Origin of the sequence: Luteimicrobium sp. NPDC057192 (assembly GCF_042670205.1) — a bacterium.
GTDB lineage: Bacteria > Actinomycetota > Actinomycetes > Actinomycetales > Cellulomonadaceae > Luteimicrobium.
In genome coordinates, this window is record NZ_JBHUWD010000018.1 from 44,918 (window position 1) to 68,651 (window position 23,734).

Consider the following 23,734-nt stretch of genomic DNA (forward strand, 5'->3'; position numbering starts at 1 on the left):
GCACCCTGTGCGTTTCCGAATCGATATCGACCTTCACCCGGGGCACACAACTGCTCCCGATCCGTGACCCTCCCGTGATGTGGGGGCTCCGCGTTCCCGACCTGGGGGCGCAGGGCGGGATGGGAGCGCGCGGTCGTGGCGTCACCACGACCTGTGGTTGCGCGACAGACCCGCGGCGTCGTCGTCGAGCGGACCTCCACCAGCTACGCGCCGACGGGCTCCTCGGACCGCAGCCGCTGGCTGATGACCGTCGTCACGCCGTCCCCCCGCATCGTGACGCCGTAGAGGGCGTCGGCGATCTCCATGGTGCGCTTGTGGTGCGTGATGACGATGAGCTGCGAGTCGCGCTGCAGCTCGGCGAAGATCTCGAGGAGCCGTCCGAGGTTGGTGTCGTCGAGCGCGGCCTCGACCTCGTCCATGACGTAGAAGGGGCTGGGCCGGGCCTTGAAGATGGACACGAGGAGCGCGACGGCGGTGAGCGACCGCTCGCCACCGGACAGCAGGGACAGCCGCTTGACCTTCTTGCCGGCGGGTCGCGCCTCGACCTCGATGCCGGTGGCGAGCATGTCGGCCGGGTCGGTGAGGACGAGCCGCCCTTCACCGCCGGGGAAGAGCCGCGGGAAGACCTGCTCGAACTGGGCGGCGGTGTCGGCGTAGGCCTCGGTGAAGACGCGTTCGACGCGCTCGTCGATCTCCTTGACGATCTCGAGGAGGTCGGCGCGCGACTTCTTGAGGTCGGCGAGCTGCTCGGTGAGGAACGTGTGCCGTTCCTCGAGGGCGGCGAACTCCTCGAGCGCGAGGGGGTTGACGCGCCCGAGCTGGCCGAGCCGGCGTTCGGCGCTCCGGAGGCGCTTCTCCTGCTCGGCGCGGTCGTAGGGCACCTCGCGCGGGGGGACGTCGGAGCCGTCGTCGTCGGTCGCGGGCCCGGCGGGGTCGAGGACGGGGACGGTCCGGTGGGGCCCGAACTCGTCGACGAGCACCTCGGGGTCGAGGCCGAGCTCGTCGACGGCGCGCTGCTGGAGCTGTTCGACGCGGAGCTGCTGCTGGGCGCGGGCGACCTCGTCGCGGTGGGCCACGTCGGTGAGCTCGCGGAGCTCACCGGTGAGCTTCTCGACGTCGGCACGCGCGGCGACGAGGCCGGTCTCGCGTTCGGCGCGGGCCGCCTCGGCGGCGGCGCGCTCGTCGGCGGCGTGGGTGACGGCCTGCTCGACGGCGGCGAGCGCGACGGCGGCCCCGGCCCCCACCGCCTGGGCGCGGGCAGCCTGGACGGCACGGGCCCGTTCGCGTTCGGCGGCCACGCGGCGGGCCTCGCGCTCGGCGGCGGCGGCGCGGGCGAGCGACTGGGCGCGTCCCGACAGCGCGCGGGCGCGCTCCTCGCTGGTCCGCAGCGCGAGCCGCGCCTCGGTCTCCTGCTGGCGCGCGGCGGTCGCGGCCTGCGCGCTCTCGTCGCGTCGCACGCCGGCCGCCTCGATGGCGTCCTCGGACTCCTCGGGGGCCCGCTCCGCGGCCTCGAGCCGGGCGGCGAGGGCGCTGAGCGCCTCGTCCTGCTCGACGAGCGACGACTCCGCGGTGGCGAGCCGCTCGCCGGCGCGCTCGGCCTCGGCCCGGGCGGCCCGGGCGGTGGCGCCGAGGTGCCCGAGCTCCTCGGCGACGGCGGCCAACCGCGCGTCGGACTCGTTGAGGCGGCCGAGGGTCTCCTCGTGGCGCTCGCGCGCCGCGTCCTCGGCCTGCGTGGCACCCGCGAGCTCGAACCGGGCGCGCTCCCCCGCTGCCACCGCGGCGTCCAGCGCCTGCCGGCCCTCCTCGAGCGCGGCCTGCAGGTGCAGGACACCGGGCGAGGACGCGGAGCCGCCCGCGGCGTGCGCCCCGGCGAGGAGGTCGCCACCGCGCGTCACCACACGCAGCGCGGGCTGCGCCGCGACGAGCGCGCGTCCGTGCGCGAGGTCGGGCACGACGACGACGTCCGCGAGGAGCGCCTCGAGGCCCGCGCGAGCGCCCGCGGCCGCCGTGACGACCGCGGCGGCCCAGCGGGCGCCGTCGGGCAGGGAGACGTCCGCAGGTCGCGGGACGGCCACGCCGGGGTCGCCGACGACGAGCGTCGCGCGGCCGGCGTCCTGCTCGCGCAGCCAGCGCAGGGCGTCGACCGCGACGTCGAGGGACTCGACCGCGACGGCGTCGGCGAGCGGGCCCAGCGCCGCGGCGACGGCGTCCTCGAAGCCCGGCTCGACGGCGAGCGTCGCGGCGACCGAGCCGAGCGTTCCGGGGCGGTCGCCGGACAGGAGCGCGCCCGCCCCGTCCTTGCGGTCGAGACTGAGCTCGAGCGCCTCGACGCGCGCCGACCACTGGGTGCGGTCGCGCTCGGCGGCGGCCGCCTGGTCCTTGAGCTCCGCGACCCGCGCGGACGCCGACTCGAGCGCACCGACGGCGTCCTCGTGCTCGGCGTCGAGGTCGACCTCGCCCGCCTCGTCCCCGACGACGCGCGCCTCGAGCTCGGTGAACCGTGCCCCGGCCTCGGCGCCCCGGCGCTCCGCCTCGGCCACCGCCTCCCGGAGGCGCCCGAGCTCGGCGTGCGTGGCCTCGACCCGGCTGCGCTGGGCCGCGACCTGGCCCGAGAGCCGGGCCAGGCCTTCGCGCCGGTCGGCGGACGCGCGCTGCAGCGAGGCCAGCTCGCGCTCGGCCGCGGTCGCCGCCTCCTCGGCCCCGGTCCGGGCGGCGACCGCGGCCTCGAGGGCGGCCCGGGCGAGCTCGACCTCGCTCGTGAGCTCGCGCTCGGCGTCGCGGGCCCGCTCGGCCTGCGCGTCGAGGTCGTCGGGGTCGGCGCCCCGCTGCACGGGCTCGGCCGTGCCGAGCAGGCGCAGCCGTTCCGCCGCGAGGGTCTGGGTGCCGCGCAGCCGCTCGCGCAGCGCGGACAGCCGGTAGAACGTGTCGTTCGCCTCCGCGACGGCAGGGCTGGCCGCGGCGGCCTGCTGCTCGAGCAGCGCCAGCGCCTCGCGCCCTGCGGCGAGCGCCTCCTCGACCCGGGCCTGCTGCTCCCGGAGCGCCGTCTCCCCCGCGAGGTCCTGCTCGAGCGACGCGAGCGCCTGGGCGAGGTCGTCCGCGAGGAGACGGGACCGGGCGTCGCGCACGTCGGCCTGGATGAACTGGGCCTTGCGCGCTACCTCGGCCTGCCGCCCGAGCGGCCCGAGCTGGCGCCGCACCTCGGCCGTGAGGTCCGCGAGCCGCGTGAGGTTGCCCTGCATCGCGTCGAGCTTGCGCACCGCCTTCTCCTTGCGCTTGCGGTGCTTGAGGACGCCCGCGGCCTCCTCGACGAACCCGCGGCGCTCCTCGGGCGTGGCCCGCAGGACGGCGTCGAGCTGGCCTTGGCCGACGACGACGTGCATCTCGCGCCCGATACCCGAGTCGGACAGCAGGTCCTGGATGTCGAGGAGCCGGCACGACGACCCGTTGATCGCGTACTCGCTGCCGCCGCTGCGGAACAGCGTGCGGCTGATCGTCACCTCGGAGTACTCGATCGGCAGCGCGCCGTCGGCGTTGTCGATGGTGAGCGAGACCTCGGCGCGGCCGAGCGGCGGACGCCCCGCGGTCCCGGCGAAGATGACGTCCTCCATCTTGCCGCCGCGCAGCGACTTGGCGCCCTGCTCGCCCATGACCCAGGCGAGCGCGTCGACGACGTTCGACTTCCCCGAGCCGTTCGGGCCCACCACGCACGTCACGCCGGGCTCGAACCGCAGCGTCGTCGCCGACGCGAACGACTTGAAGCCGCGGAGCGTGAGGGTCTTGAGGTGCACGACGCCGAGCCTAGTTCGGGAGCCGCGGGATTCCGGGGACCTCGGCCCCGGGCCGGGTCGCCGGCGCCTCCGTCGACCGGTGCGTCACAGGCCGGGGAACCAGAGCCCGATCTCGCGCTCGGCCGACTCGGTCGAGTCCGAGCCGTGGACGAGGTTCTGCTGCACCTTGAGGCCCCAGTCGCGGCCGAGGTCGCCCCGGATCGTGCCGGGCGCGGCGGCGGTCGGGTCGGTCGCGCCGGCGAGCGAGCGGAAGCCGGCGATCACGCCCTGGCCCTCCGCGACGACGGCGACGACGGGCCCGGACTTCATGAACTCGACGAGCGGGCCGTAGAAGGGCTTGCCCTCGTGCTCGGCGTAGTGCGCCGCGAGGAGGTCGTCGGAGGCGGTGAGCAGCTGGACGGCTGCGAGCGTGTAGCCCTTGGCCTCGACCCGGCGCAGGATCTCCCCCACGAGGCCGCGGCGGACGCCGTCGGGCTTGACGAGGACGAGGGTGCGTTCGGTGCTGTTCGGCGTGCTCATGGGCCACACCCTACCGGCGCGGCGGGCCTGTCCCGCCCGCGGCGGACGCCGCCGTCAGTCCGCCGTCGTGTCGCTCGACGAGCGCGTGCCACGCACCCGCGGCGGCACGTTGGGGGCGGTCTCCGGGTGCTCGGCGTCGTAGGCAGCGCGCTCCGCGTCGACCCGTCCCCCGAGCCGCAGCGCGGCCACCCAGAGCACGGCGAAGATCCCACCGGCGAGGAACATGAACGGCACCGCGAGGCCCCCGGCGATGACCGGGACCTGGACGACCGTCCCCGCGACGTAGCCGCCCGGACGCGTCACGAGACGGGACAGGACGAGCAGGACGACCGAGAGCACGAGCCCGATGGTCCAGATCACCGCGCCGCTCGGCGGGTCGAACAGCGGCCACGCGTTCGGGACCGTCCGCAGGCCGTACGCCACGAGGGTGCAGAAGAACACGACGAACGCCTCGAGCAGCAGCACCGTCTGGGTGAACTGCGGCTTGGCGGGGGCGCGCGGCTTGATCCGGTCGCCCGGGAGCGGCACGTCCTTGGGCAGGGTGCGGCGCTGGGGCTCGGGCCGCGCGGGGCCGTCGGAGGAGGTGCTGCTCACGCCTCCAGGATACGTGGCCCACCCGCCGCCCGGAGTTGTCAGAACCTCGCGGCAGCAGGGTGCCGTGAGGTTCTGACAGGTCGGTGCGCGTGCTCAGGCCTCGCCGAAACCGCCTTCGATCGCTCCCGTCACGGCGTCGAGCGCGGCACCCGCCTCGGGGCCGCTCGCGGTGACCTCGACCTCCTGGCCGCCGGTGGCGCCGAGCGCCATGAGCTCCAGCACGCTGGCCGCCTCGACCCCGCCGACCGTGACCTCGGCGTCGAAGCCGGACGCCGTCCGAGCCAGCTCGGCCGCGGGGCGCGCGTGCAGCCCGAGGGGGTTGCGGATCGTCACCGTCCGGCGCAGCACCTCGGCGGCCGCACCGGGGGCGCCCGGGCCCGCTTCGCCGCCACCCTCGACGGGCGGCACCGCGGGCGGCGGGCCGGGGCTCGGCGTCGGCACGAACGTCCTGCCCGCGTCCTCGGCGACGCGCAGCACCTCGTCGGCGTGCGCTCCCCCGTTCGCCGACACCGCGGCCGCGACGGCCCCCTCGACGAACGGCGCGGTGGCCAGGTGGACGCGCGCGGCGTCGTCGGGCTCGAGGAACTCGACCACCGACTCGACCGTGAGGATCGCGGACCCGAGGTCGGCGAGCACGACGACGCCGTCCGCCGCCGCCAACGCCCGCCGCAGGGCTTCCTGGACCCGGTCGAAGTCCGTACCCAGGCCGCCGTCGGGCAGGCCGCCCGCGGCCTCGATCAGGACGGCCGGCGCCATCTGCCCCGCGAGCCGGGCCGTGCCGCGTGCGAGCTCGTCGGCGTGCGAGACGAGGACGAGCGCGGTCGGGGTACGGGCCGCGCCCGGAGCCGTCACGATTCGGGCTCCGACGACGTCGCCGCGCCCTCGGTCTGCGAGGCCGTCACGCCCGCCGCGAGGACGAGCGCGGTGGACGTGGCGCCCGGGTCCTGGTGCCCGATGCTGCGCTCGCCCAGGTAGCTTGCCCTGCCCTTCGTCGCGAGGAGCGGGATGGTGGCCTCGGCCCCCTGCTGGGCCGCCTCGGCGGCCGCCGCGAACACGGCACGGGCGTCGCCGCCGGCGTCCGCGGCCCCGACCGCGGCCTGCACCGCCGGGCTCAGCGCGTCGACCATCGTCTTCTCGCCGACGGTCGCCTTGCCCCGCGCCTGAACCCCCTCGAGCGCGCCCTCGAGGACGGCCACCACCCCGCGACCGTCGAGCTCGGGCAGGTCGGCGACCTTCGCTGCACGCAGGAACGCCGTCCCGTACAGCGGGCCGGCCGCCCCGCCGACCGTCGACATGAGCGTCGTCGCGACGAGCTTCAGCACGTCCGAGACGTGCGCCGGCGGCTCCGGCAGCGCATCCAGCTTCGCGACCACCGCCGTGAACCCGCGGTTCATGTTCTCGCCGTGGTCGCCGTCACCGATCTGCCGGTCGAGCTCGGTGAGCTCGTCCTTGTGCTCAGCGATGCTGCGGGCCGTCTCCCGGACCCAGCGTTCCGCCCAAGCCACGTCAGCCGCCATGCCGCCCTCCTCGTACTCGTCGTCCGCTCTCGCCTGCTCCGGGGTACCAGCGTGGCCCGCCGGCGTCACCAGCGCAGCGCGGCCGTGTGGACCGGGGCGTCCCACAGGGTCGTGAGCTCGTCGTCGAGCCGCAGGACGGTCACCGACGCGCCCTGCATCTCGAGCGACGTCACGTAGTTGCCGACCAGCGAGCGCGCGACGACGACACCACGTGCCTCGAGCAGCTTGCGCGCCTGACGATAGACGACGTACAGCTCCGACGACGGCGTCCCGCCCATGCCGTTGACGAACAGCAGCACGTTCTCGCCGCTGGAGATCTGGAGGTCGTCGGCGACGGGGTCGAGGAGACGCTGCGTGATCGCGTCCGCGGGCTCGAGCTTGATCCGGTGCCGACCCGGCTCGCCGTGGATCCCGATGCCGATCTCCACCTCGTCGTCCGGGAGGTCGAAGCTCGGCTTGCCTGACGCGGGCACCGTGCACGCGGTCAGCGCGACGCCCATCGAGCGCACGTTGGCGTTGACCCGCGTCGCGACCGCGGCCACGCCGGCCAGGTCGTCCCCGCGGTCCGCCGCCGCGCCCGCGATCTTCTCGACGCACACCGTCCCCGCCACGCCGCGGCGGCCCGCCGTGTAGAGCGAGTCCTCGACGGCCACGTCGTCGTTCACGACGACGCTCGCCACCTCGACGTCCTCGGCCTCCGCGAGCTCGACAGCGGTCTCGAAGTTCAGGACGTCGCCCGTGTAGTTCTTCACGATCGCCAGGACGCCCGCACCGCCGTTCGCCGCGACGAACGCCGGGGCGATCTGGTCCGGCGTCGGCGACGTGAACACCGCGCCCGGGACGGCCGCGTCGAGCATGCCCTGCCCGACGAAGCCGGCGTGCAGCGGCTCGTGGCCCGAGCCGCCCCCGGACACCAGGCCCACCTTGCCCGCGACGGCACCGCCCGCCCGCGAGACGTAGATGGGGTCGTAGTGGGCCTCGACGATGTCGGCGTGCGCCGCGACGAAGCCCTCGACGGACTCGACGACGGCGTTCGCGGGATCGTTCAGCAGCTTCTTCACTGTGCTCGTCCTCCGTGACAGGGCCTCGAGCGCCCCGGAGGTCTCCGGGACGACGTCGTCGGCGGTGCGCCGCCCCCGTTCGTGCCCGCCGCCTGGCACCATCAAACACCGGCGCGCGCGTCCGCGCGCGCCACCTGGGAGAACGTGCAGCGAGGCCGCTCAGCCGCGGCCGAGGAGGATCCGCGCGTCCGCCGCCATGATGACCGAGCCCGTGACCAGGACGCCCGTGCCCGTGCCCACGCCCGTCTCGTCGCCGGCCTCGGCGAGGTCGACGGCGATCTGCAGCGCCTCGGAGAGCTGGTCGGCCACGTGCACGCGGTCCTCGCCGAACACGTCGCGCGCGACCTCCGCGAGCTCGTCGGGCGGCGTCGACCGCGGGGACGACGACTGCGTCACCACGACCTCGGCGAGCACCGGCTCGAGCGCGGCCAGGACACCCTCGGCGTCCTTGTCGCCCAGGACGCCGACCACGCCGACCAGGCGCGTGAACGCGAACGCCTCGTCGAGCGCGGCGACGAGCGCCTCCGCGCCGGCCGGGTTGTGGGCGGCGTCGACCACGACGGTCGGCGACGAGCGCACCACCTCGAGCCGGCCGGGCGACGTGGCTCCACCGAAGGCCGCCTCCACGACGGCGCCGTCGAGCGCCCGGCCGCCCGTCAGCAGGGCCTCGCCCGCCGCGAGCGCCAGGAGCGCGTTGTGGGCCTGGTGCTCGCCGAACAGCGGCAGGTAGACGTCCTGGTAGACGGCGCCGGCGGTGCGCAGCGTGAGCTGTTGTCCGCCGACGGCCACGGTCCGCTCGACGACCGCGAGCTCCTCGCCCTCGCGCAGCAGCCGCGCGTGCCGCGCGGCGGAGGCCGCGGCCAGCACCTCCGCCGCCTCGTCGGTCTGCTCCGCCGAGACGACCGTCGCACCCTCCTTGATGATCCCGGCCTTCACGCGCGCGATCTCACCGACGGTGTGCCCGAGCCAGCGCTCGTGGTCGAGCGCGACAGGCGTGACGACGGCGACCTCCGCGTCGATGACGTTAGTCGAGTCCCACTCGCCGCCCATCCCGACCTCGACGACGGCCACGTCGACGGGCGCGTCGGCGAAGGCCGCGAACGCGACCACGGTCAGCACCTCGAAGAACGACAGCTGGGACTGACCCGAGGCCTGCAGCTCGCCGTCGACGATCTGGATGTACGGGTACACGTCGTTCCACGTGTCGACGAAGCCCTGCGCGGAGATGGGCTCACCGTCGATCTGGATCCGCTCGGTCACGCTCGTCAGGTGCGGGCTCGTGAAGAGTCCCGTCCGCAGTCCGTGCTCTCGCACGAGCCGCTCCGTCATCCGCGCGGTGCTCGTCTTGCCGTTGGTCCCCGTGAGGTGGATCGACCGGAACGAGTGCTGCGGGGCCCCGAGGATCTCGAACACGCGCGCCACCCGCGAGAGCGTCGGGTCGAAGTCGTGCTCGGGGGCCCGCGCCTCGATGTGCGCCCAGATCCGGTCGAGGTCCGCCTGGGCGGCCGAGTCCTCGGCGGCGCGTCTCGCGTCGGCGCCCTTCCTGCGCTGCGGGGCCCCGCCCGCGGCCGGACGCGCGCTCATGCCCGCACCGCCTTGCTCACGACGACGACCGGGCTCCGGTCCTGCGCGGCGTCCGGCAGCGGGGCGAGGTCCAGGTTGGTGGCGAGCGTCTCGGACGAGAGGAACTCGCCGAGCTTCTCGACGTCCGCCAGGTGCTCCGCGGGAACCTCGACGCGCAGGTCGATGCGGTCCGCGACGTCGAGGCCGGCGGCCTTGCGGGCGTCCTGGACGGCCCGCACGAGGTCGCGCACGTATCCCTCGGCGCGGAGCGCGTCGTCGAGCGCGAGATCGAGCACGACGAAGCCCCCGCCCGCGAGGACGGCTGCCCCGATGCTCTCCCCCGCGTCGGCGGCGTCTCCCCCGACGACCGTGCTGAGCTCGTACTCGGTGGGCTCGAGCGGCACGTCACCGTCGGGCGTGCGGACGACGACGGCGTCAGCGTCGGACACGAACCAGTCCCCGGCCTTCGCGGCCTTGATGACGGCCTGGACCCCGCGTCCGAGGCGCGGGCCGGCGGCGCGCGCGTTGACGGCGAGCCGCTGGCTGATGCCGAACCGCTCCGCCGCGCCCGACTCGAGCCCCGCGAGCTCGACTGCCTTGACGTTGAGCTCCGACGCGATCAGGTCCGTGTAGGGAGCGAGCGGCTCGGGCTCGGCGACCACGACGGTGAGCCGTGCGAGCGGCTGGCGCACGCGCACCTGGTGCGCCTTGCGGACGGCGTGCGCCGAGGACACGACGGCGCGGACCTCGTCCATCGACGTGACGAGCGCGTCCGCGTCGTCACCGAGACCCGCGAGCGCCGGCTCGGCCGCGGTCGGCCAGTCGGTCAGGTGCACGGACCGGCCGCCCGTGAGCCCGCGCCAGACCTCCTCGGTGACGAGCGGCGCGAGCGGCGCCATCACGCGGGTGAGGAGCTCGAGCACCGTGAACAGGGTGTCGAACGCGGCGTGGTCCTCGGCCCAGAAGCGGTCGCGCTGGGTGCGCACGTACCAGTTGGTGACGACGTCGAGGTGCTCGCGGACGGCCTCGCACGCGCCCGCGACGTCGTACGCGTCGAGCAGCTCCGTGGTCCGCTCGACGAGCCCCCGCGTCCGGGCCAGCACGTAGCGGTCCAGGGCGTCGAGCCCCTCGGCGGACGCGCCGCCGTCGGACCCGACCGACCGTGCCACGTACCCCTCGCCGTCGTTCGCGGCGCCCGCGTACAGCGTGAAGAAGTAGTACGTGCTCCACAGCGGCAGCAGGACCTGGCGCACGGCGTCGCGGATGCTCTCCTCCGCGACGACGAGGTTCCCGCCGCGCAGCACCGGGCTGCTCATGAGCGACCAGCGGACGGCGTCCGAGCCGTAGGCGTCGAACATCTCCCGGGGGTCGGGGAAGTTCCGCAGCGACTTGCTGGCCTTGCGGCCGTCGTCGCCGAGGATGATGCCGTGCGACACGGCCGAGCGGAACGCGGGCCGGTCGAACAGCGCCGTCGACAGGACGTGCAGCAGGTAGAACCAGCCGCGCGTCTGCCCGACGTACTCGACGATGAAGTCGCCCGGGAAGTGGTGCTCGAACCACTCGGTGTTCTCGAACGGGTAGTGCACCTGGGCGAACGGCATCGAGCCGGAGTCGAACCACACGTCGAACACGTCGGGGATGCGGCGCATCGTCGAGCGGCCCGTCGGGTCGTCCGGGTTGGGGCGCGTCAGGTCGTCGATGAACGGGCGGTGCAGGTCGGCCTCGCCGGCCTCGTTCACGGGCAGGCGGCCGAAGTCGCGCTCGAGCTCGGCGAGCGACCCGTACACGTCGGTGCGCGGGTAGGCCGGGTCGTCGCTCTGCCAGACCGGGATCGGCGAGCCCCAGTAGCGGTTGCGGCTGATCGACCAGTCGCGCGCGCCCTCGAGCCACTTGCCGAACTGGCCGTCCTTGATGTGCTCGGGGGTCCAGGAGATCTCCTGGTTGAGCTCGACCATGCGGTCGCGGAACGCGCTGACGCGCACGAACCAGCTCGACACCGCCTTGTAGATCAGGGGGTTCCGGCAGCGCCAGCAGTGCGGGTAGGAGTGCTGGTACGTCTCGTGGCGGACGAGCACCGGGCGCTCGTCGGCGGCGCGGCGCCCGACCGGGCCGGCGACGCGCTTGAGGTCCGCGATGATCATGGGGTTCGCGTCGAAGACCTGCTCGCCCGCGTAGTCGCCGACCTGGTTCGTGAACCGGCCGCGCTGGTCGACCGGCACGACGGGCGTGATCCCCGCCGCGTCGCACGCCGCCATGTCGTCCTCGCCGAACGCGGGCGCCATGTGCACGACGCCGGTGCCGTCCTCGGTCGTGACGAAGTCGCCGAGCAGCACCTGGTGGGCGTGCTCGTGGCCCACGAAGTAGTCGAACGGCGGGTGGTAGGTGGCGCCCGCGAGGTCCGAGCCGCGCACGGTCGCGAGGACGGTCGGCTCCTCGCCGAGCTCGCGCGCGAACGCCGCCAGCCGCGGCTGGGCGAGCAGCACGCGCTCGCCCGGGTGCTCGTCGGCGAACGGCGAGCCGTCCTGCGGCTGCACGACGACGTAGTCGACGTCCGGCCCGACGGCGACCGCCAGGTTGGAGGGCAGCGTCCAGGGGGTCGTGGTCCAGATCAGTACGAGGGCGCCGTCGACGACCGAGCGCGTCGCCTGGGGCAGGGCCGCGGCGGGCGAGCCGTCGCGCGCGCCCGCAACACGCAGGCCCACGGTGACGGCGGGGTCCTGGCGCGACGCGTACACGTCGTCGTCCATGCGCAGCTCGTGGTTGGACAGCGGGGTCTCGTCACGCCAGCAGTACGGCAGGACCCGGTAGCCCTCGTAGGCGAGGCCCTTGTCGTACAGCTGCTTGAACGCCCACAGCACCGACTCCATGAAGGTGACGTCGAGCGTCTTGTAGTCGTGCTCGAAGTCCACCCAGCGGGCCTGCCGCTCGACGTACTCCTCCCACTCCTTCGTGTACCGCAGCACGGACGACCGGCACGCGTCGTTGAACGCGGCGATGCCCATCTCGTCGATCTGCGACTTGTCCGTGATGCCGAGGATCCGCTCGGCCTCGAGCTCGGCGGGCAGGCCGTGCGTGTCCCAGCCGAAGCGCCGCTCCACCCGGCGGCCCTTCATGGTCTGGTAGCGCGGGACGACGTCCTTGACGTACCCGGTGAGGAGGTGGCCGTAGTGCGGCAGGCCGTTCGCGAAGGGCGGGCCGTCGTAGAAGACGAACTCGTTGCTGCCCTCGTCGCCCGCGGGCCGCTGGTCGATCGACGCCTGGAACGTGCCGTCCGCCTTCCAGAAGGCGAGCGTGCCCTGCTCGACGGCGGGCAGGTTCGGCGAGGCGGGGACGCGCGCGTCGTCGCCGGAGCGGTGCTGGGGGTAGTGGGCCATGGGTTCGGCTCCCGGAGCGGTGGAGAGGGTGGTCGCGTGCTGCCGTGCTGCGAGGACGACCCGGCCGACCGGTGACCCGGCGCGGCGGACCGCGGTACCACCCCGCTTGTCGCCGGCGCTCCGACGACCGCTCCTTCAGGGCTGTGACGGGCCCTCCCGTCCGGTTCTACTGAGGCCGACCGACGACGGGCGCGAGCGCCGCGGTTCGAGGGCCTGTTCTTCCGGAGGCTCGCCGGTGATGGCCGGGTCGACGCCTTGTGCGCCCATCGTAACCGGTGCCGACCGACGCGAGCCGCTAGAGTTGCGGCGCTACCAGGTCTCGAGAAGCGTGGACCATGTGTCGCACGTCACGAGGAGCCGAGTTCATGCCGCAGCCCACCACCGGTGGCATCCGTATCGAGCGCGACGGCGCCCACTGGGTCATGTGGGGCGAGGTCGACGCGGCGGTCGCGGAGGCGACGGAGCACGAGGTCGCCGCGGCGCTCAGCCGCCACTCCACGGTGAGCCTCGACCTCTCGGGCGTGACGTTCATGGACTCGGGCGGCCTGCGGCTCCTCTACCTGGCTGCGGCGTCCTGCGAGCAGCCGCCACGGATCGCCGGTGCCCCCGAGAACGTTCGCGACCTGCTCGACCTCGCGAACGTGACGGATCTGTTCGAGCTCGAGTCCTGAGGACGCGACGGTGACGATCGAGACCCACGCGGCGCCGTCGTCATTCCGGGAGATCGCGACCTGGGACCTGGACGACCTCGAGGACCTCGCGGTCGTCCGCGCCAGCCTGCGCGAGCTCCTGGCCGGGGACGCCTGGCCCGCGGCCGTCGCGGACGTGGACCGGCTCCTCATCGTCGCGAGCGAGCTCGCGACCAACGCCCTCCGGCACGGCGGACGACCGGCGCGACTCCGCCTGCTCGTCGACGGGACGGGCTACCTCATCGACGCCGTGGACCACGCGGCGGACGTGAAGCCGGCCGTCGTGAGCGGCCGCGACCCCGGCCAGGGAGGCTTCGGGCTCGTCCTCGTCAAACGGCTCGCCCAGGACGTCGGCTCGTACGTGACCGGTCGCGACAAGCACGTCTGGGCCCGCTTCGACCCCCGCGAGCGGCAGGCGTCGTGACCTCGCCGGTGGACGCCGACGCCGTCCCGTTCCTTGCCCCCGGCGAGCCGGTGGACCTGGACAACTGCGCACGCGAGCCGATCCACATCCCGGGACTGATCCAGCCGCGCGGGGCGCTCCTCGTGCTCCGCCAAGACGACGGCGTGGTGCTGCAGGCCTCGGCGAACCTGCGCGAGCTCACGGGGACGTCGCACGAGGACGCCGTCGGGCACCAGCTGCGCACCGTGCTCGGCGACGACGCGGACGTGCTCCTCGACCACGCCCGCCGGCACGCCGACCTGGCGCCCCGGAACCCCGTCCCCGTCCGCGCGCCGCGAGCTCAAGACCTGCCGCTCGACGCCGTGCTCCACCGACCGCCGCTGCCCGACGGCGTGGACGGCGTCGTCGTGGTCGAGCTCGAACGCGCCGCGTCGGCCCGGCCTCTCGAGTTCTCCAGCACGTACCGGTCCGTCCGGGAGGCGCTCGGCGACCTCGAGCGTGCCGCCACGCTCGACGCGCTGTTCGAGGCGACCGCCCGCCACGTGCGCACGCTGACCGGCTTCGACCGCGTGATGATCTACCGCTTCGACCAGGACTACAACGGCGAGGTGGTCGCCGAGGCGAGGACGCCCGCGCTCAACGCGTTCCTCGGGCTGCACTACCCGGCGTCGGACATCCCGGCGCAGGCCAGGGCGCTCTACGAGAAGAACTGGATCCGGCTGATCGCGGACGTGGGCTACGAGGCGGTCCCCGTGGTGCCGACCGACCTGCCCGTGACCGGGCAGCCGCTCGACCTCACCTACTCGACCCTCCGCAGCGTGTCCCCGATCCACCTCGAGTACCTCGGCAACATGGGCGTCCGCGCGTCCATGTCGATCTCGCTCCTGCGGGACGGGAAGCTCTGGGGCCTCATCGCGTGCCACCACTACGCCGGCCCGCACGACCCGCCCTACGAGGTCCGGACCGCGGCGGAGTTCCTCGGCTCGACGCTCTCCGTGCGGCTCGTCGCCCAGGCCGAGGAGGAGCGCGCCGCGGCCACCACGCGGTCCGCCGCGCTCCTGGCCGAGCTGGTCGCGACCAGCACCGACGAGGACACGCCGCTCGCCACCCTGCTCGCGCAGGACGACCGGCTGGTCGACGCGCTCGGCGCCGACGGCGCCGTCGTCCTCGCGGAGGGCCGGGTCGCGGGCCGCGGCGAGGTCCCCGGAGAGGCGGGCGCCGCGCGGCTGCTCGACTGGGTCACCGCCGACGGCGGCGAGGTCGTCGCCACCGACTCGCTCGCCCGCGACGCACCCGAGGTCGCCGCTGCTCTCCCGGACGTCGCCGGGGTGCTCGCCGTGGCGCTCCCCGACCGGCAGGCCGTGGTGTGGCTGCGCGGCGAGGTGCAGCGCACCGTCGACTGGGGCGGCGACCCCCACAACAAGGCCATCGCACGCCGTGAGGGCGCCGAGGTCCGGCTCAGCCCCCGCAAGTCCTTCGAGCGGTGGCGCGAGGTCGTCGGGGGACGGAGCGTGGCCTGGTCGTCCGCCGAGCTCGAGTCCGCCCGCGCGCTGAGGCGCCACCTCGTCGAGGTGCTCTACCGACGGGGCAGGCGCGAGGTCCGCGCCACCGAGTCGCTCCAGCGCAGCCTCCTGCCCGACGTGCTGCCCCAGCCGGACGGCTGGACCGTCGATGCCCGCTACGACGCCGCAGGGAGCGGCCTCGTCGGCGGGGACTGGTACGACGCCCTCGTCCTGCCCGACGGGCGCCTCGGGCTCGTCGTCGGCGACGTCACCGGGCACGGGCTGCGCGCCGCCGCCGCGATGGGGCAGCTCCGGAACGCGCTCCGCGCGGCGCTCGTCACGGGCACCTCGCTCCAGAGCGCGCTCGAAGACCTCACCGCCCTGGCCGGCTGGACCATGCCGCAGCAGGTGGCGACCCTGGCGGTCGTGCTGGTGCGCCCCGACGACGGCACGTTCGAGCACGCCTCGATGGGTCACCTCCCGGGGCTCGTCGCCGACGCCGAGCGCCGCGTCCGGTGGCTCGAGCAGCTCGGGACGCGCCCGCTGGGCGTGGGAGCGGCGTCCGCCGTCGTCGGCACCGGCGAGATCCCTCCCGGAGGGCTCCTCGCGCTCTTCACCGACGGGCTCGTCGAGCGGCGCACCGAGTCGGTCCGCGCGGGCATGTCCCGGCTCGCCCGCATCGTGTCCCGCCACGAGGCGACGAGCGTCGACGACCTCGTCGCGCGCGTCCGCGACCCTGCGTCCACGGACGACGCGACCCTCCTCCTGGTCCGCCGGGGACCCGCCGCTCGTCAGGACCGCACCGACGGTCGCGGGGACGGGACCGCCGCGCGACGCTGAACGGGGGCGGACGCCCCGCGACCCGGGAGTCGGAGGAGCGACGATGACGAGCTCGACCGCCGGCAGCGTCCGCACGACCGTGGGGGTGGGCGCGCTCACCGCGATGGTCGTCGGGTCCATGGTCGGCGCGGGCGTGTTCTCGCTCCCCGCGCGGTTCGCGGAGAAGACCGGGGTCTGGGGCACGCTCGGCGCGTGGGCCGTCGCGGGCGCCGGGACCCTCACGCTCGCGCTCGTCTTCCAGACGCTCGCCGTCCGTCGTCCCGCGCTCGACGCCGGCATCTACGCGTACGCGAAGACAGGCTTCGGCGAGTACCCCGGGTTCCTGTCGGTGGTCGGCTACTGGGCGAGCGCGTGCGCGGGCAACGTCACCTACTGGGTGCTCGTGATGTCGACCCTCGGCGCGGTCTTCCCCGCTCTCGGCGAGGGCGACTCGGTGCTCGCCGTCGTGCTCGCGAGCGCCGGCCTGTGGGCCGTGTTCTCGCTCGTGCGGCGCGGGGTCACGGGGGCCGTCGTCGTGAACCGGGTCGTCACCGTCGCGAAGGTCGTCCCCATCGTGGTCTTCGTCGTGCTGTGCGCGACGCTGCTGGACCCGCGGGTCCTCGCCGACAACCTCTCGGCGCCCGCGTCCGCCGGGTCGTTCTTCTCCCAGCTCAGCGGCGTGACGCTCGTCACCGTCTTCGTGTTCCTGGGCGTGGAGGGCGCGAGCGTGTACTCCCGGCACGCCCGCCGACGGCGCGACGTCGGCCGGGCGACCGTGCTCGGGTTCGTGTCGGTGCTCGCGCTGTTCGCGTCCGTGTCGGTCGTGTCGTACGGGATCCTCCCCGCGGACCAACTCGCCGCGCTCCGGCAACCCTCGATGGCGGGCGTGCTCGAGGCGGCCGTGGGCGGGTGGGGCGGCGTCCTCGTGAGCGTCGGGCTCGTCGTGTCCGTGCTCGGCGCCTACCTCGCGTGGACGCTCATGGCCGCCGAGGTGCTGCTCGTTGCCGCGCGCGACGGCGACCTCCCACGCTTCCTCGCCCGGGCCGACGCGCACGACACCCCGGTCCCGGCGCTGTTCCTCACCTCCGCGCTCGCGCAGGTGCTCCTCGTCCTCACGCTGCTGTCCGCCGACGCCTTCGACTTCGCACTCGACCTCACCGCCACGCTCGCGATCGTCCCCTACGTGCTCGCTGCCGGGTTCGCCGTCCTCGTGGGCGTCCACGACCGCCGACGGGCCGAGACCGTCGTCGCGGTGCTCGCGACCGCGTACACGCTGTTCCTGCTCGTCGCGGCCGGGCCCGCGTACCTGCTCGTCGTGCTCGTCGTCTACGCGCCCGCGAGCGTGCTGTTCGCGCGCGCCCGGCACGAGGCCGGCCGGCGCGCGTTCAGCCGCGCCGAGCTCGCGGGGCTGGTCGCGATCTGCGTGGGCGCGGTCGTCGGGATCGTGTGCCTCGCGACGGGCGCCGTGCACCTCTGACGCCCCCGGGGCGCGGGTGACGCCCCGTCCGCCGACGGCGACGCCCCGTCCGCCGACGGTGACGTCCGGTTCGCCGATGGTCACGTCCGGTTCGCCGATGGTGACGTGGGCGGCTGTGGTCGGGTTCGCGGGCGGGTGCGGCGAGCCGGTTCGGACTGTCGTGCTCCGGCCCGGGGGCCCTGCGCACTCCTTGACGTCCTTCACCACCTCCCCGCACCCACCCGCCCGGCTGGTCCCTCGCCCACACAGCCCGCCCCCCGGGATCACCGTCGGCCGTTCGGTGCCCCACCGGGCCACCGCGCGGCCTCGGCGCCGCCCCCCGCGCCGCCCCCGGCCACCAGCAGAGGGGCTTGGGCTCCCTGCCTCGCCGTCGTGCGCACTCCAGACCGGGGATCGGCGCGTCAGCTCGTCCTGGAGACCCAGCCTTCCCCGCTTCGTCGCTCGGGATCGACCGACGCGCGTGCCGAACATGCGCTTGCCCACCACAGCCGGCCGCCGAACAGGGGGTCACTCACGTTCGGCACGGCAAGACGGTGGACAACGTCATGGTCGGCGAGGACCCGGTGGATGACCGCATGGTCGACCCCCGCACGTCGCACTCAGCGGACCGAACGTCGTACTCGGCGGACCCCAACCTCACACTCGGCGGGCCCCAAGGTCACACTCGGCCAACCGGGGCCCGTGGCGCGTGGTGCTGGGCTCACACGAGGGCGTCCGCGAGCGCCCGCGCCTGCCCCTGGAGCCGGGCCCAGAGCTCCTCGCGCCGCTCGGCGATCCGGACGGTGAGCACGTCCTCGTCGCGGACGAAGTCGTCGAGCTTGGCGATCATCGCGTCGGCGGTCGAGTCGAGCTGCTCACGCGACATCGGGTTGCGACGCGGCACGGCGCACAGGAACGTGTCGTCGCCGAAGTAGTCGCGCGGCATCCCGCGGCGCGCCTGCATCCCGACGAACGCCGCGGGCTGGTCGAACGCGAGGAAAGGGAGCCAGCCGTGCAGACGCTTGCCGAACGCGAACCGGCACGACGTGTAGCGCGCCCCGTAGGACGGGTGGGCGGCGAGCGCCTCGTTGAACGTCCGGTGGAAGTCCTTGGTGGGCAGCTCCGCGTCGAGCGCGGCCTTGAACGGCGCCGCGTCGATCTCGAGGGGCGGGATCAGGTCGAGCAGCCACGGGTTGAAGTCGCCCGACGCGTTGACCATCGAGCGGACCTCGAGGCCCTGGGCGTTCGCGTGGTCGACGAACCGGCGCAGCGGGTGGTCGGCCGCGTTGCCCTCGGTGAAGAGGAACGCGTCGAGGTTGACGACGACGACGTCCCGGACGGTCTTCGGCACGCCGAGCAGGCGGTCGGTGAACAGCGACGCGCAGGGCGCCCACACGGGGTCGGTCACGGGGCCGATCTTGCGGAGGAGCTCGGCCTCCTTGGTCGCCCGCACGACGATCTGCCGCGACCGCGAGGTCACGCGCCGCACCGCGGCCTCCTCCTCGTCGGTGGGCTGCTGGAGCACCCCGGTCGACCAGAGGAAGAACCGCTTGCTCTCGAACCGGTCCCACTGCTTGGCGAGCTTCGCGTGGAGGTGGCGCGAGGAGTTCGTCTGCACGAACAGGCCGCCCGGCCCGATGATGACGTTGTCCGTGCGCTTGTCGCCGCGGCGCAGGTACGACGGGTCGCTCACGTGCCGGAAGTCGAGGTCGACGAGGCCGTCGAAGAGGGCACGCGTGACCTCGTAGAGGAGCGCGTCGCCCGCGTTGCCGCGCGGCCCGCACGTGATCCACAGGGCCCGCTTCACGACGCCTGCCCCTCGGCCTCGCCGGACGCCGCCGGGTCGAGCAGGGCGTCGAGCTGCTCGTCGAGCATCGCCCGGTAGCGCTCGGCGAAGTGCTCGAGCGAGAAGTGGTCCTCGAACACGCGGCGGTTGCGCTCGCCCCACGCGACGGCGTCGCGGCTCTCGATGACACGGCACGCGTCGTCGATCGTGGCCTCGTCGACGAACAGGACGTTGCCGTCGCGGTCGACCTCGAGGTTCCCGCCGACCGGCGACAGGACGAGCGCCTTGCCGGCCCGCATGGCCTCGAGCGTCGCGAGGTCGAAGATCGAGTTGCGGTGGAGCATCACGTAGTAGTCGGCGTAGTCGAGCAGTGCGAGCAGCTTGTCGTGGGTCATCCGTTCCCCGAAGATGCGCGCGGTGAACCGCCGGTCCTTCTGCGCGTCCCTGAACGCGAGGAAGTCGGCGCGGTCCGCCGCGGCGCCCACCGCGACCCACACGACCTCACGGCCGGTGAGCTCGGCGTACCGGTCGAGGAGGGCGGGGACGCGGTCCAGGCCCTTGTCGCTGTTGAAGTCGCCGACGCTGACGAAGACGTCCGTCCGGTCGTCCTTGGCGGGCAGCCTGAGCTCGTGCGCCAGCGTGCGGAGCAGGGCGGCGCGGTCGCCCGCCGCCTCGCCGTGGTCGACCGCGGAGACCGTGTTGTAGAGGGCCGTGTCGGCGAAGGCGACGTGGCCGGCCTCGTCGATCCGCGACGTCGCGCGGTACGCCTCGCGGGCGCCGAGGCTCGGGAAGTAGACCCGCTGAGCGTTCTCGAGGACGAGCCGTTCGAGCCGGTCGGCGACGTGCGCCTCGTGCGCCCCCGGCTGACGGCCGAGCGACCGGATCTCCTGGAGCGTGCTGCCCTGCTGGTGGTAGACGAGCACGTACGGCACGCCCAGCAGGTGCGCGCCGTACGCGGTGCCGAGCTCGTGGCACACGAGAAGCAGCCGGCGGCCCTCGGCCTGCGCGCGCAGCACCTCCGGAGACGTCCGGACGTACTCGGCCCCGAGGACGATGTCCGCGACCTTCGCGCTGAGGCCCGTGAGCTGGACGGCGAGCCGGTCGCGCAGCGCGCCCTTGCCGCCCTCGTCGAACACGTAGACGAGCCGCTGGCCCCGGTACGCGTCGCCGAGCGCGAGCCGCTGGGTCGCGAGGACCCCACCGGGCCCGCCGGTCTTGCCGGTGGCCGGGTCGTACTGCCGGTAGGCGCAGCTCACCACCGTCACCTCGCCGGCGTGGGGCACGCCGTCCCGGGCCGAGCGGCGGGCGGCGAGCTCGTCCGTCACGCCGTCCGCGGCGTGCGCACCGGCCGCCAGGAGGCCGCGCAGGAACGCGCCCTCGCCGTCGGCGTCGTGCCGGTTGCCCATGTCGCCGAGGCCGTCGAAGTAGTGGCCGAGCTCCTCGCTGCCGTCGATCGTCGAGAAGCCGTAGACGTCGACGCCTTCCAGGCTCCCGCGGGCCTCGTGCAGCATCCACAGGAGCTGCGCGCCGCTCGTCGGCAGGAGCAGGCCGGACGCGTCCCGCAGCGACTGCTTGGTCGCCGTCCCGACGTGCGTGACCTTCTCGGGGGAGAACTGGGTGTCGCGCTGCAGGATGTCGCCGTGCTCGGGGAGCTCGAGGAGGTTCCGGAAGAAGTCCATCTCCCACACGACGAGCCGCAGGTCCTCGATCTCGGGGCGGTCTCGGACGTCCTTGTGCGCTCCCCGGACCCACACGTCGGTGCGCGAGCCGTAGTCGGCTTCGTACCCGGTCGGGTGGTTGTTGAACCGGACCACCAGGTCGTGCGCGTCGATCTCCGCCCCGCCCCCCGCGCCCAGGCATCCCGGCCCGTTCCCGACGACGGCGATCGTGCGCCCGACGACGAGCCGCCCGAAGACGTCGTCGGCGAGGTTGGTGGCGAGCACGTCGGCGGCGTCCGCGGCCCGCGCCACGTCGGCGTCGGGCACGCCCAGGTCGCGGGCGAACCGGGCCACCGGGAGGCAAGCCGCGAGGAGGTCGACGTCGTCGGGCCGCTTGAGGAGGAGGGTGCGCACGAGCCGCTCCGCCGCGTCGCGGTCGCCCGCCTCGAGGAGCGCGCCGCAGAAGACGAGCCAGAGCTTGGTCGGGAGCATGTTCCAGGCGACCGAGTTGAGGCCCATCGAGCGCGCCCGTGCCGCGAGCGCCGGCGTCGGGCCCTGGTCGCGCCACTCGGCCCGCGTGAGCGCGAGGTCGTCGACGTACGGGCCCTTACCCACTCCGCGGCCACGGTCGGCGGCGATCCGTGCCGCGTGGCCGAACAGGCGCTTGTCGAGCGCGCGGAGCCGCCACGCCGCGGCTCGCACGAGCGGGACCTTCTTGAGGTTCTGGTTCATCTCACCGGATTCAGCCGACAGCACGGGTGAGAGGTCACGCGGGCGTGCGCCGCCGTCGTCGCAGGCGGTGCCCACCCGCGCGACCTCGTGGTCCGCGGATGGTAGGCGGATGGATCCGAACCGGCGGCGAACCCCCGGTGAACGCGACACGACCCGTCGGTTGCGACGGGACGTCGGCGCGACCGAGCGTCAGGCGTGCCGGTCGACGCGCTGGGCCGAGGCCTGCGCGCGCGGCCTGATCACGAGCTCGTCGACGTCGACGTGCGGCGGCAGCGACAGCGTCCAGCGCACCGCCTCGGCCACGTCCTCGGCCGTCAGCGGACCGGGGACGCCCGCGTACACGGCGTCGGCCTTGGCCTGGTCGCCGCCGTAGCGGACGAGCGAGAACTCCTCGGTGCGGACCATGCCGGGCGCGATGTCGACCACGCGCACGGGCTCGCCGACGAGCTCGAACCGGAGCGTGCGCGCGACCACGCGCTCCGCGGTCTTGGCCGCCACGTAGCCGCCGCCACCCTCGTACGGCTCGTGCGCCGCCGTCGACGTGATGACCACGACGGTCCCCTCGGCATCGCGCAGCGCCGGCAGGAGCTCCTGGACGACGCGGACGGTCCCCAGCACGTTGAGCTCGTACATCTGGCGCCACTGGTCGAGGTCGGCCTGCGCCACCGGGTCGACGCCGAGGGCACCTCCCGCGACGTTCACGAGGGCGTCCACGGGGCCTTCCGTGACGATCCGCTCGACGAGCCGCGCCACGTCGTCGTCGCTCGTGACGTCGGCGACCACGTACGTCGCGCCCGTGCGCTCCGCGACCTCGCGCAGGCGGTCCTCGCGGCGCGCGACGGCGACGACGTCCCAGCCGTCCGCGCGCAGGGCCGCGACGCTCGCCGCACCGATCCCCGACGACGCCCCCGTGACGACCGCGCGACGCGCCCGTCCACGGCGCCCCCGACCGTCCGTCGCGCCGTCCGTGCTCCCGGTCTGCCCCGCCGTCCGAACTTCGCTCATGGTCGGAACGCTACCCGTGTCCCGCTCGGACGCGAGCGCGACTACGCTGGCCGTGGGATCGCGAGCCGTGCCTGGCTCGTCGCGGCGGCCCGGACTTGGACCGCGTGTCCCGGCGCGCGCCGTCGTCGCGCGCATGGCGCCCGTCCTCGGGCCCGCCGACGCCACCTCGCCGCACCGTTCCCGCACGCCGGAAAGGCTCCGTCCTTGTCGACCGTTCCCACCCGTCCTCGTCGCGCCCGCACGCGCGTCCTCGTCGGCGCCGCGACCGCCCTCGCCGCCGTCAACCTCGCCGCCTGCTCGTCCGACCCGGGGTCCTCGGCGGGCGCCGTCACGACCGGCAGCACGGCCGCCACCGACGCCGGTCCCCGCACCACCTACCCCCTCACGCTCGACAACTGCGGCACGACGGTCGCGTTCCAGGCCGCGCCGGACCGGGTCGTGACGATCAAGTCCTCGACGACCGAGATGATGCTCGCGCTCGGCCTCGGCGACCACGTGGTCGGCTCGGCGTTCCTCGACGGTCCGCTGCCCGACGCCCTCAAGACCGCCGCCGCGGGCAACGACGCGATCACGAAGCCCATGGCCGCACAGGTCCCCGGGTCGGAGGCCGTGCTCGCGCTCCAGCCCGACCTCGTCTACGCGGGCTGGGAGTCGAACGTCTCCGCGCAGGGCGCAGGGGCGCGGCCGACGCTCGCCAAGCTCGGTGTGAACACGTACGTGTCGCCGTCGGCGTGCCAGGAGAAGGCCTACCAGCCGGACCCGCTCACGTTCGACGACGTGTTCGGCGAGATCACCGAGGTCGGGACGATCTTCGACGTCCAGGGACGGGCCGCTTCGCTCGTCGCGGAGCAGAAGAAGCAGCTCGCCGCGGTCGCGCAGGACGGCGGCGGCCACACCGCGCTGTGGTGGTCGTCCGGCAACGGCACCCCGTACGTCGGCGCCGGGATCGGCGCCCCCGAGATGATCATGAAGACCGTCGGGCTGAAGAACGTCGCGGCCGACGTCCCCATGACGTGGACGCCCCTGTCGTGGGAGAAGATCATCGCCGCCGACCCGGACGTCCTCGTGCTCGTCGACGCGTCGTGGAACACGGCCCAGGCCAAGATCGACTACCTCGAGTCGAACGGCGCGACCAAGAACCTGCAGGCCGTCAAGCACCACCGCTTCGTCGTGCTGCCGTTCGCGAGCACCGAGGCCGGGGTCCGGAACGTCGACGCCGCGACGCAGCTCGCCGCCGCCCTGAAGAAGCTCGACTGGTCGTGACGACC

Annotated in this window: 16 protein-coding genes; 5 read left to right on the forward strand and 11 right to left on the reverse strand. The window is 74.3% G+C overall.

Features of this window, described 5'->3' with window-relative positions:
• Positions 1 to 203 precede the first annotated feature (203 nt).
• The 8 genes from smc to ileS all read right to left on the reverse strand — a co-directional run bounded on the left by smc (position 204) and on the right by ileS (position 12,416).
• Positions 204 to 3,788 (reverse strand): chromosome segregation protein SMC, encoded by a 3,585-nt coding sequence (gene smc, locus ACFT5B_RS10300; protein ID WP_386797910.1) that lies wholly within the window; start codon positions 3,786 to 3,788, stop codon positions 204 to 206.
• An 84-nt stretch (positions 3,789 to 3,872) separates the two neighbouring features.
• Positions 3,873 to 4,307 (reverse strand): nucleoside-diphosphate kinase, encoded by a 435-nt coding sequence (gene ndk / locus ACFT5B_RS10305; protein WP_386797911.1) that lies wholly within the window; start codon positions 4,305 to 4,307, stop codon positions 3,873 to 3,875.
• A gap of 54 nt (positions 4,308 to 4,361) precedes the next feature.
• Positions 4,362 to 4,901: a DUF4233 domain-containing protein gene (locus ACFT5B_RS10310; protein WP_386797912.1), complete on the reverse strand. Its 540-nt coding sequence runs from the start codon at positions 4,899 to 4,901 to the stop codon at positions 4,362 to 4,364.
• Between the two features lie 93 nt (positions 4,902 to 4,994).
• Entirely contained in the window at positions 4,995 to 5,753 is a 759-nt protein-coding gene (gene dhaM, locus ACFT5B_RS10315) for a dihydroxyacetone kinase phosphoryl donor subunit DhaM (RefSeq protein ID WP_386797913.1), read from the reverse strand.
• Entirely contained in the window at positions 5,750 to 6,418 is a 669-nt protein-coding gene (dhaL, locus tag ACFT5B_RS10320) for a dihydroxyacetone kinase subunit DhaL (RefSeq protein ID WP_386797914.1), read from the reverse strand. Before dhaL ends, dhaM begins: the two co-directional genes overlap by 4 nt.
• Positions 6,419 to 6,483: 65 nt before the next feature.
• Positions 6,484 to 7,479, reverse strand: a complete 996-nt coding sequence (gene dhaK / locus ACFT5B_RS10325) for a dihydroxyacetone kinase subunit DhaK (protein ID WP_386797915.1) — start codon at positions 7,477 to 7,479, stop codon at positions 6,484 to 6,486.
• Positions 7,480 to 7,638: 159 nt separating this feature from the next.
• Complete coding sequence (locus tag ACFT5B_RS10330; protein ID WP_386797916.1) at positions 7,639 to 9,063, reverse strand: bifunctional folylpolyglutamate synthase/dihydrofolate synthase; 1,425 nt, start codon at positions 9,061 to 9,063, stop codon at positions 7,639 to 7,641.
• Positions 9,060 to 12,416, reverse strand: a complete 3,357-nt coding sequence (gene ileS, locus ACFT5B_RS10335) for an isoleucine--tRNA ligase (RefSeq protein ID WP_386797917.1) — start codon at positions 12,414 to 12,416, stop codon at positions 9,060 to 9,062. The genes ACFT5B_RS10330 and ileS overlap by 4 nt, the downstream gene beginning before the upstream one ends.
• 365 nt (positions 12,417 to 12,781) lie before the next feature.
• Here ileS and ACFT5B_RS10340 point away from each other — a divergent pair, with 365 nt between their 5' ends.
• Genes ACFT5B_RS10340 through ACFT5B_RS10355 form a run of 4 tightly spaced genes read left to right on the forward strand, consistent with a single transcriptional unit; the run spans position 12,782 to position 17,306 of the window.
• Positions 12,782 to 13,087 (forward strand): STAS domain-containing protein, encoded by a 306-nt coding sequence (locus ACFT5B_RS10340; protein ID WP_386797918.1) that lies wholly within the window; start codon positions 12,782 to 12,784, stop codon positions 13,085 to 13,087.
• A 10-nt stretch (positions 13,088 to 13,097) separates the two neighbouring features.
• Entirely contained in the window at positions 13,098 to 13,529 is a 432-nt protein-coding gene (locus tag ACFT5B_RS10345) for an ATP-binding protein (RefSeq protein ID WP_386797919.1), read from the forward strand.
• The gene (locus tag ACFT5B_RS10350; RefSeq protein ID WP_386797920.1) at positions 13,526 to 15,850 is read left to right on the forward strand and encodes a SpoIIE family protein phosphatase; all 2,325 of its coding nucleotides are present in this window, start codon (positions 13,526 to 13,528) and stop codon (positions 15,848 to 15,850) included. The genes ACFT5B_RS10345 and ACFT5B_RS10350 overlap by 4 nt, the downstream gene beginning before the upstream one ends.
• 43 nt (positions 15,851 to 15,893) lie before the next feature.
• Positions 15,894 to 17,306, forward strand: coding sequence for a basic amino acid/polyamine antiporter (locus ACFT5B_RS10355; RefSeq protein ID WP_386797921.1), 1,413 nt, complete (start codon positions 15,894 to 15,896; stop codon positions 17,304 to 17,306).
• A 700-nt stretch (positions 17,307 to 18,006) separates the two neighbouring features.
• Here the strand turns inward: ACFT5B_RS10355 and ACFT5B_RS10360 are convergent.
• From ACFT5B_RS10360 to ACFT5B_RS10370, 3 genes are all read right to left on the reverse strand, one after another.
• Positions 18,007 to 19,092: a hypothetical protein gene (locus ACFT5B_RS10360; RefSeq protein WP_386797922.1), complete on the reverse strand. Its 1,086-nt coding sequence runs from the start codon at positions 19,090 to 19,092 to the stop codon at positions 18,007 to 18,009.
• Complete coding sequence (locus ACFT5B_RS10365) at positions 19,089 to 21,461, reverse strand: glycosyltransferase family 29 protein (protein ID WP_386797923.1); 2,373 nt, start codon at positions 21,459 to 21,461, stop codon at positions 19,089 to 19,091. The genes ACFT5B_RS10360 and ACFT5B_RS10365 overlap by 4 nt, the downstream gene beginning before the upstream one ends.
• Before the next feature lie 189 nt (positions 21,462 to 21,650).
• A complete protein-coding gene (locus ACFT5B_RS10370; protein WP_386797924.1) occupies positions 21,651 to 22,466 on the reverse strand; it encodes an SDR family oxidoreductase in 816 nt (271 codons plus the stop codon).
• 204 nt (positions 22,467 to 22,670) lie between these two features.
• Here ACFT5B_RS10370 and ACFT5B_RS10375 point away from each other — a divergent pair, with 204 nt between their 5' ends.
• Positions 22,671 to 23,729 carry a putative F420-0 ABC transporter substrate-binding protein gene (locus tag ACFT5B_RS10375; protein ID WP_386797925.1) on the forward strand — a complete coding sequence of 353 codons (1,059 nt, stop codon included), beginning with the start codon at positions 22,671 to 22,673 and terminating at the stop codon, positions 23,727 to 23,729.
• Positions 23,730 to 23,734 lie beyond the last annotated feature (5 nt).

Excerpts from the sequence above, each read along its gene's own strand:
- ndk (WP_386797911.1), bottom strand. The coding sequence starts at position 4,307 with ATGAGCACGCCGAACAGCACCGAACGCACCCTCGTCCTCGTCAAGCCC.
- ACFT5B_RS10340 (WP_386797918.1), top strand. The coding sequence starts at position 12,782 with ATGCCGCAGCCCACCACCGGTGGCATCCGTATCGAGCGCGACGGCGCC.
- ACFT5B_RS10365 (WP_386797923.1), bottom strand. The coding sequence starts at position 21,461 with ATGAACCAGAACCTCAAGAAGGTCCCGCTCGTGCGAGCCGCGGCGTGG.
- ACFT5B_RS10370 (WP_386797924.1), bottom strand. The coding sequence starts at position 22,466 with ATGAGCGAAGTTCGGACGGCGGGGCAGACCGGGAGCACGGACGGCGCG.
- ACFT5B_RS10355 (WP_386797921.1), top strand. The coding sequence starts at position 15,894 with ATGACGAGCTCGACCGCCGGCAGCGTCCGCACGACCGTGGGGGTGGGC.
- dhaL (WP_386797914.1), bottom strand. The coding sequence starts at position 6,418 with ATGGCGGCTGACGTGGCTTGGGCGGAACGCTGGGTCCGGGAGACGGCC.
- ACFT5B_RS10330 (WP_386797916.1), bottom strand. The coding sequence starts at position 9,063 with ATGAGCGCGCGTCCGGCCGCGGGCGGGGCCCCGCAGCGCAGGAAGGGC.
- ileS (WP_386797917.1), bottom strand. The coding sequence starts at position 12,416 with ATGGCCCACTACCCCCAGCACCGCTCCGGCGACGACGCGCGCGTCCCC.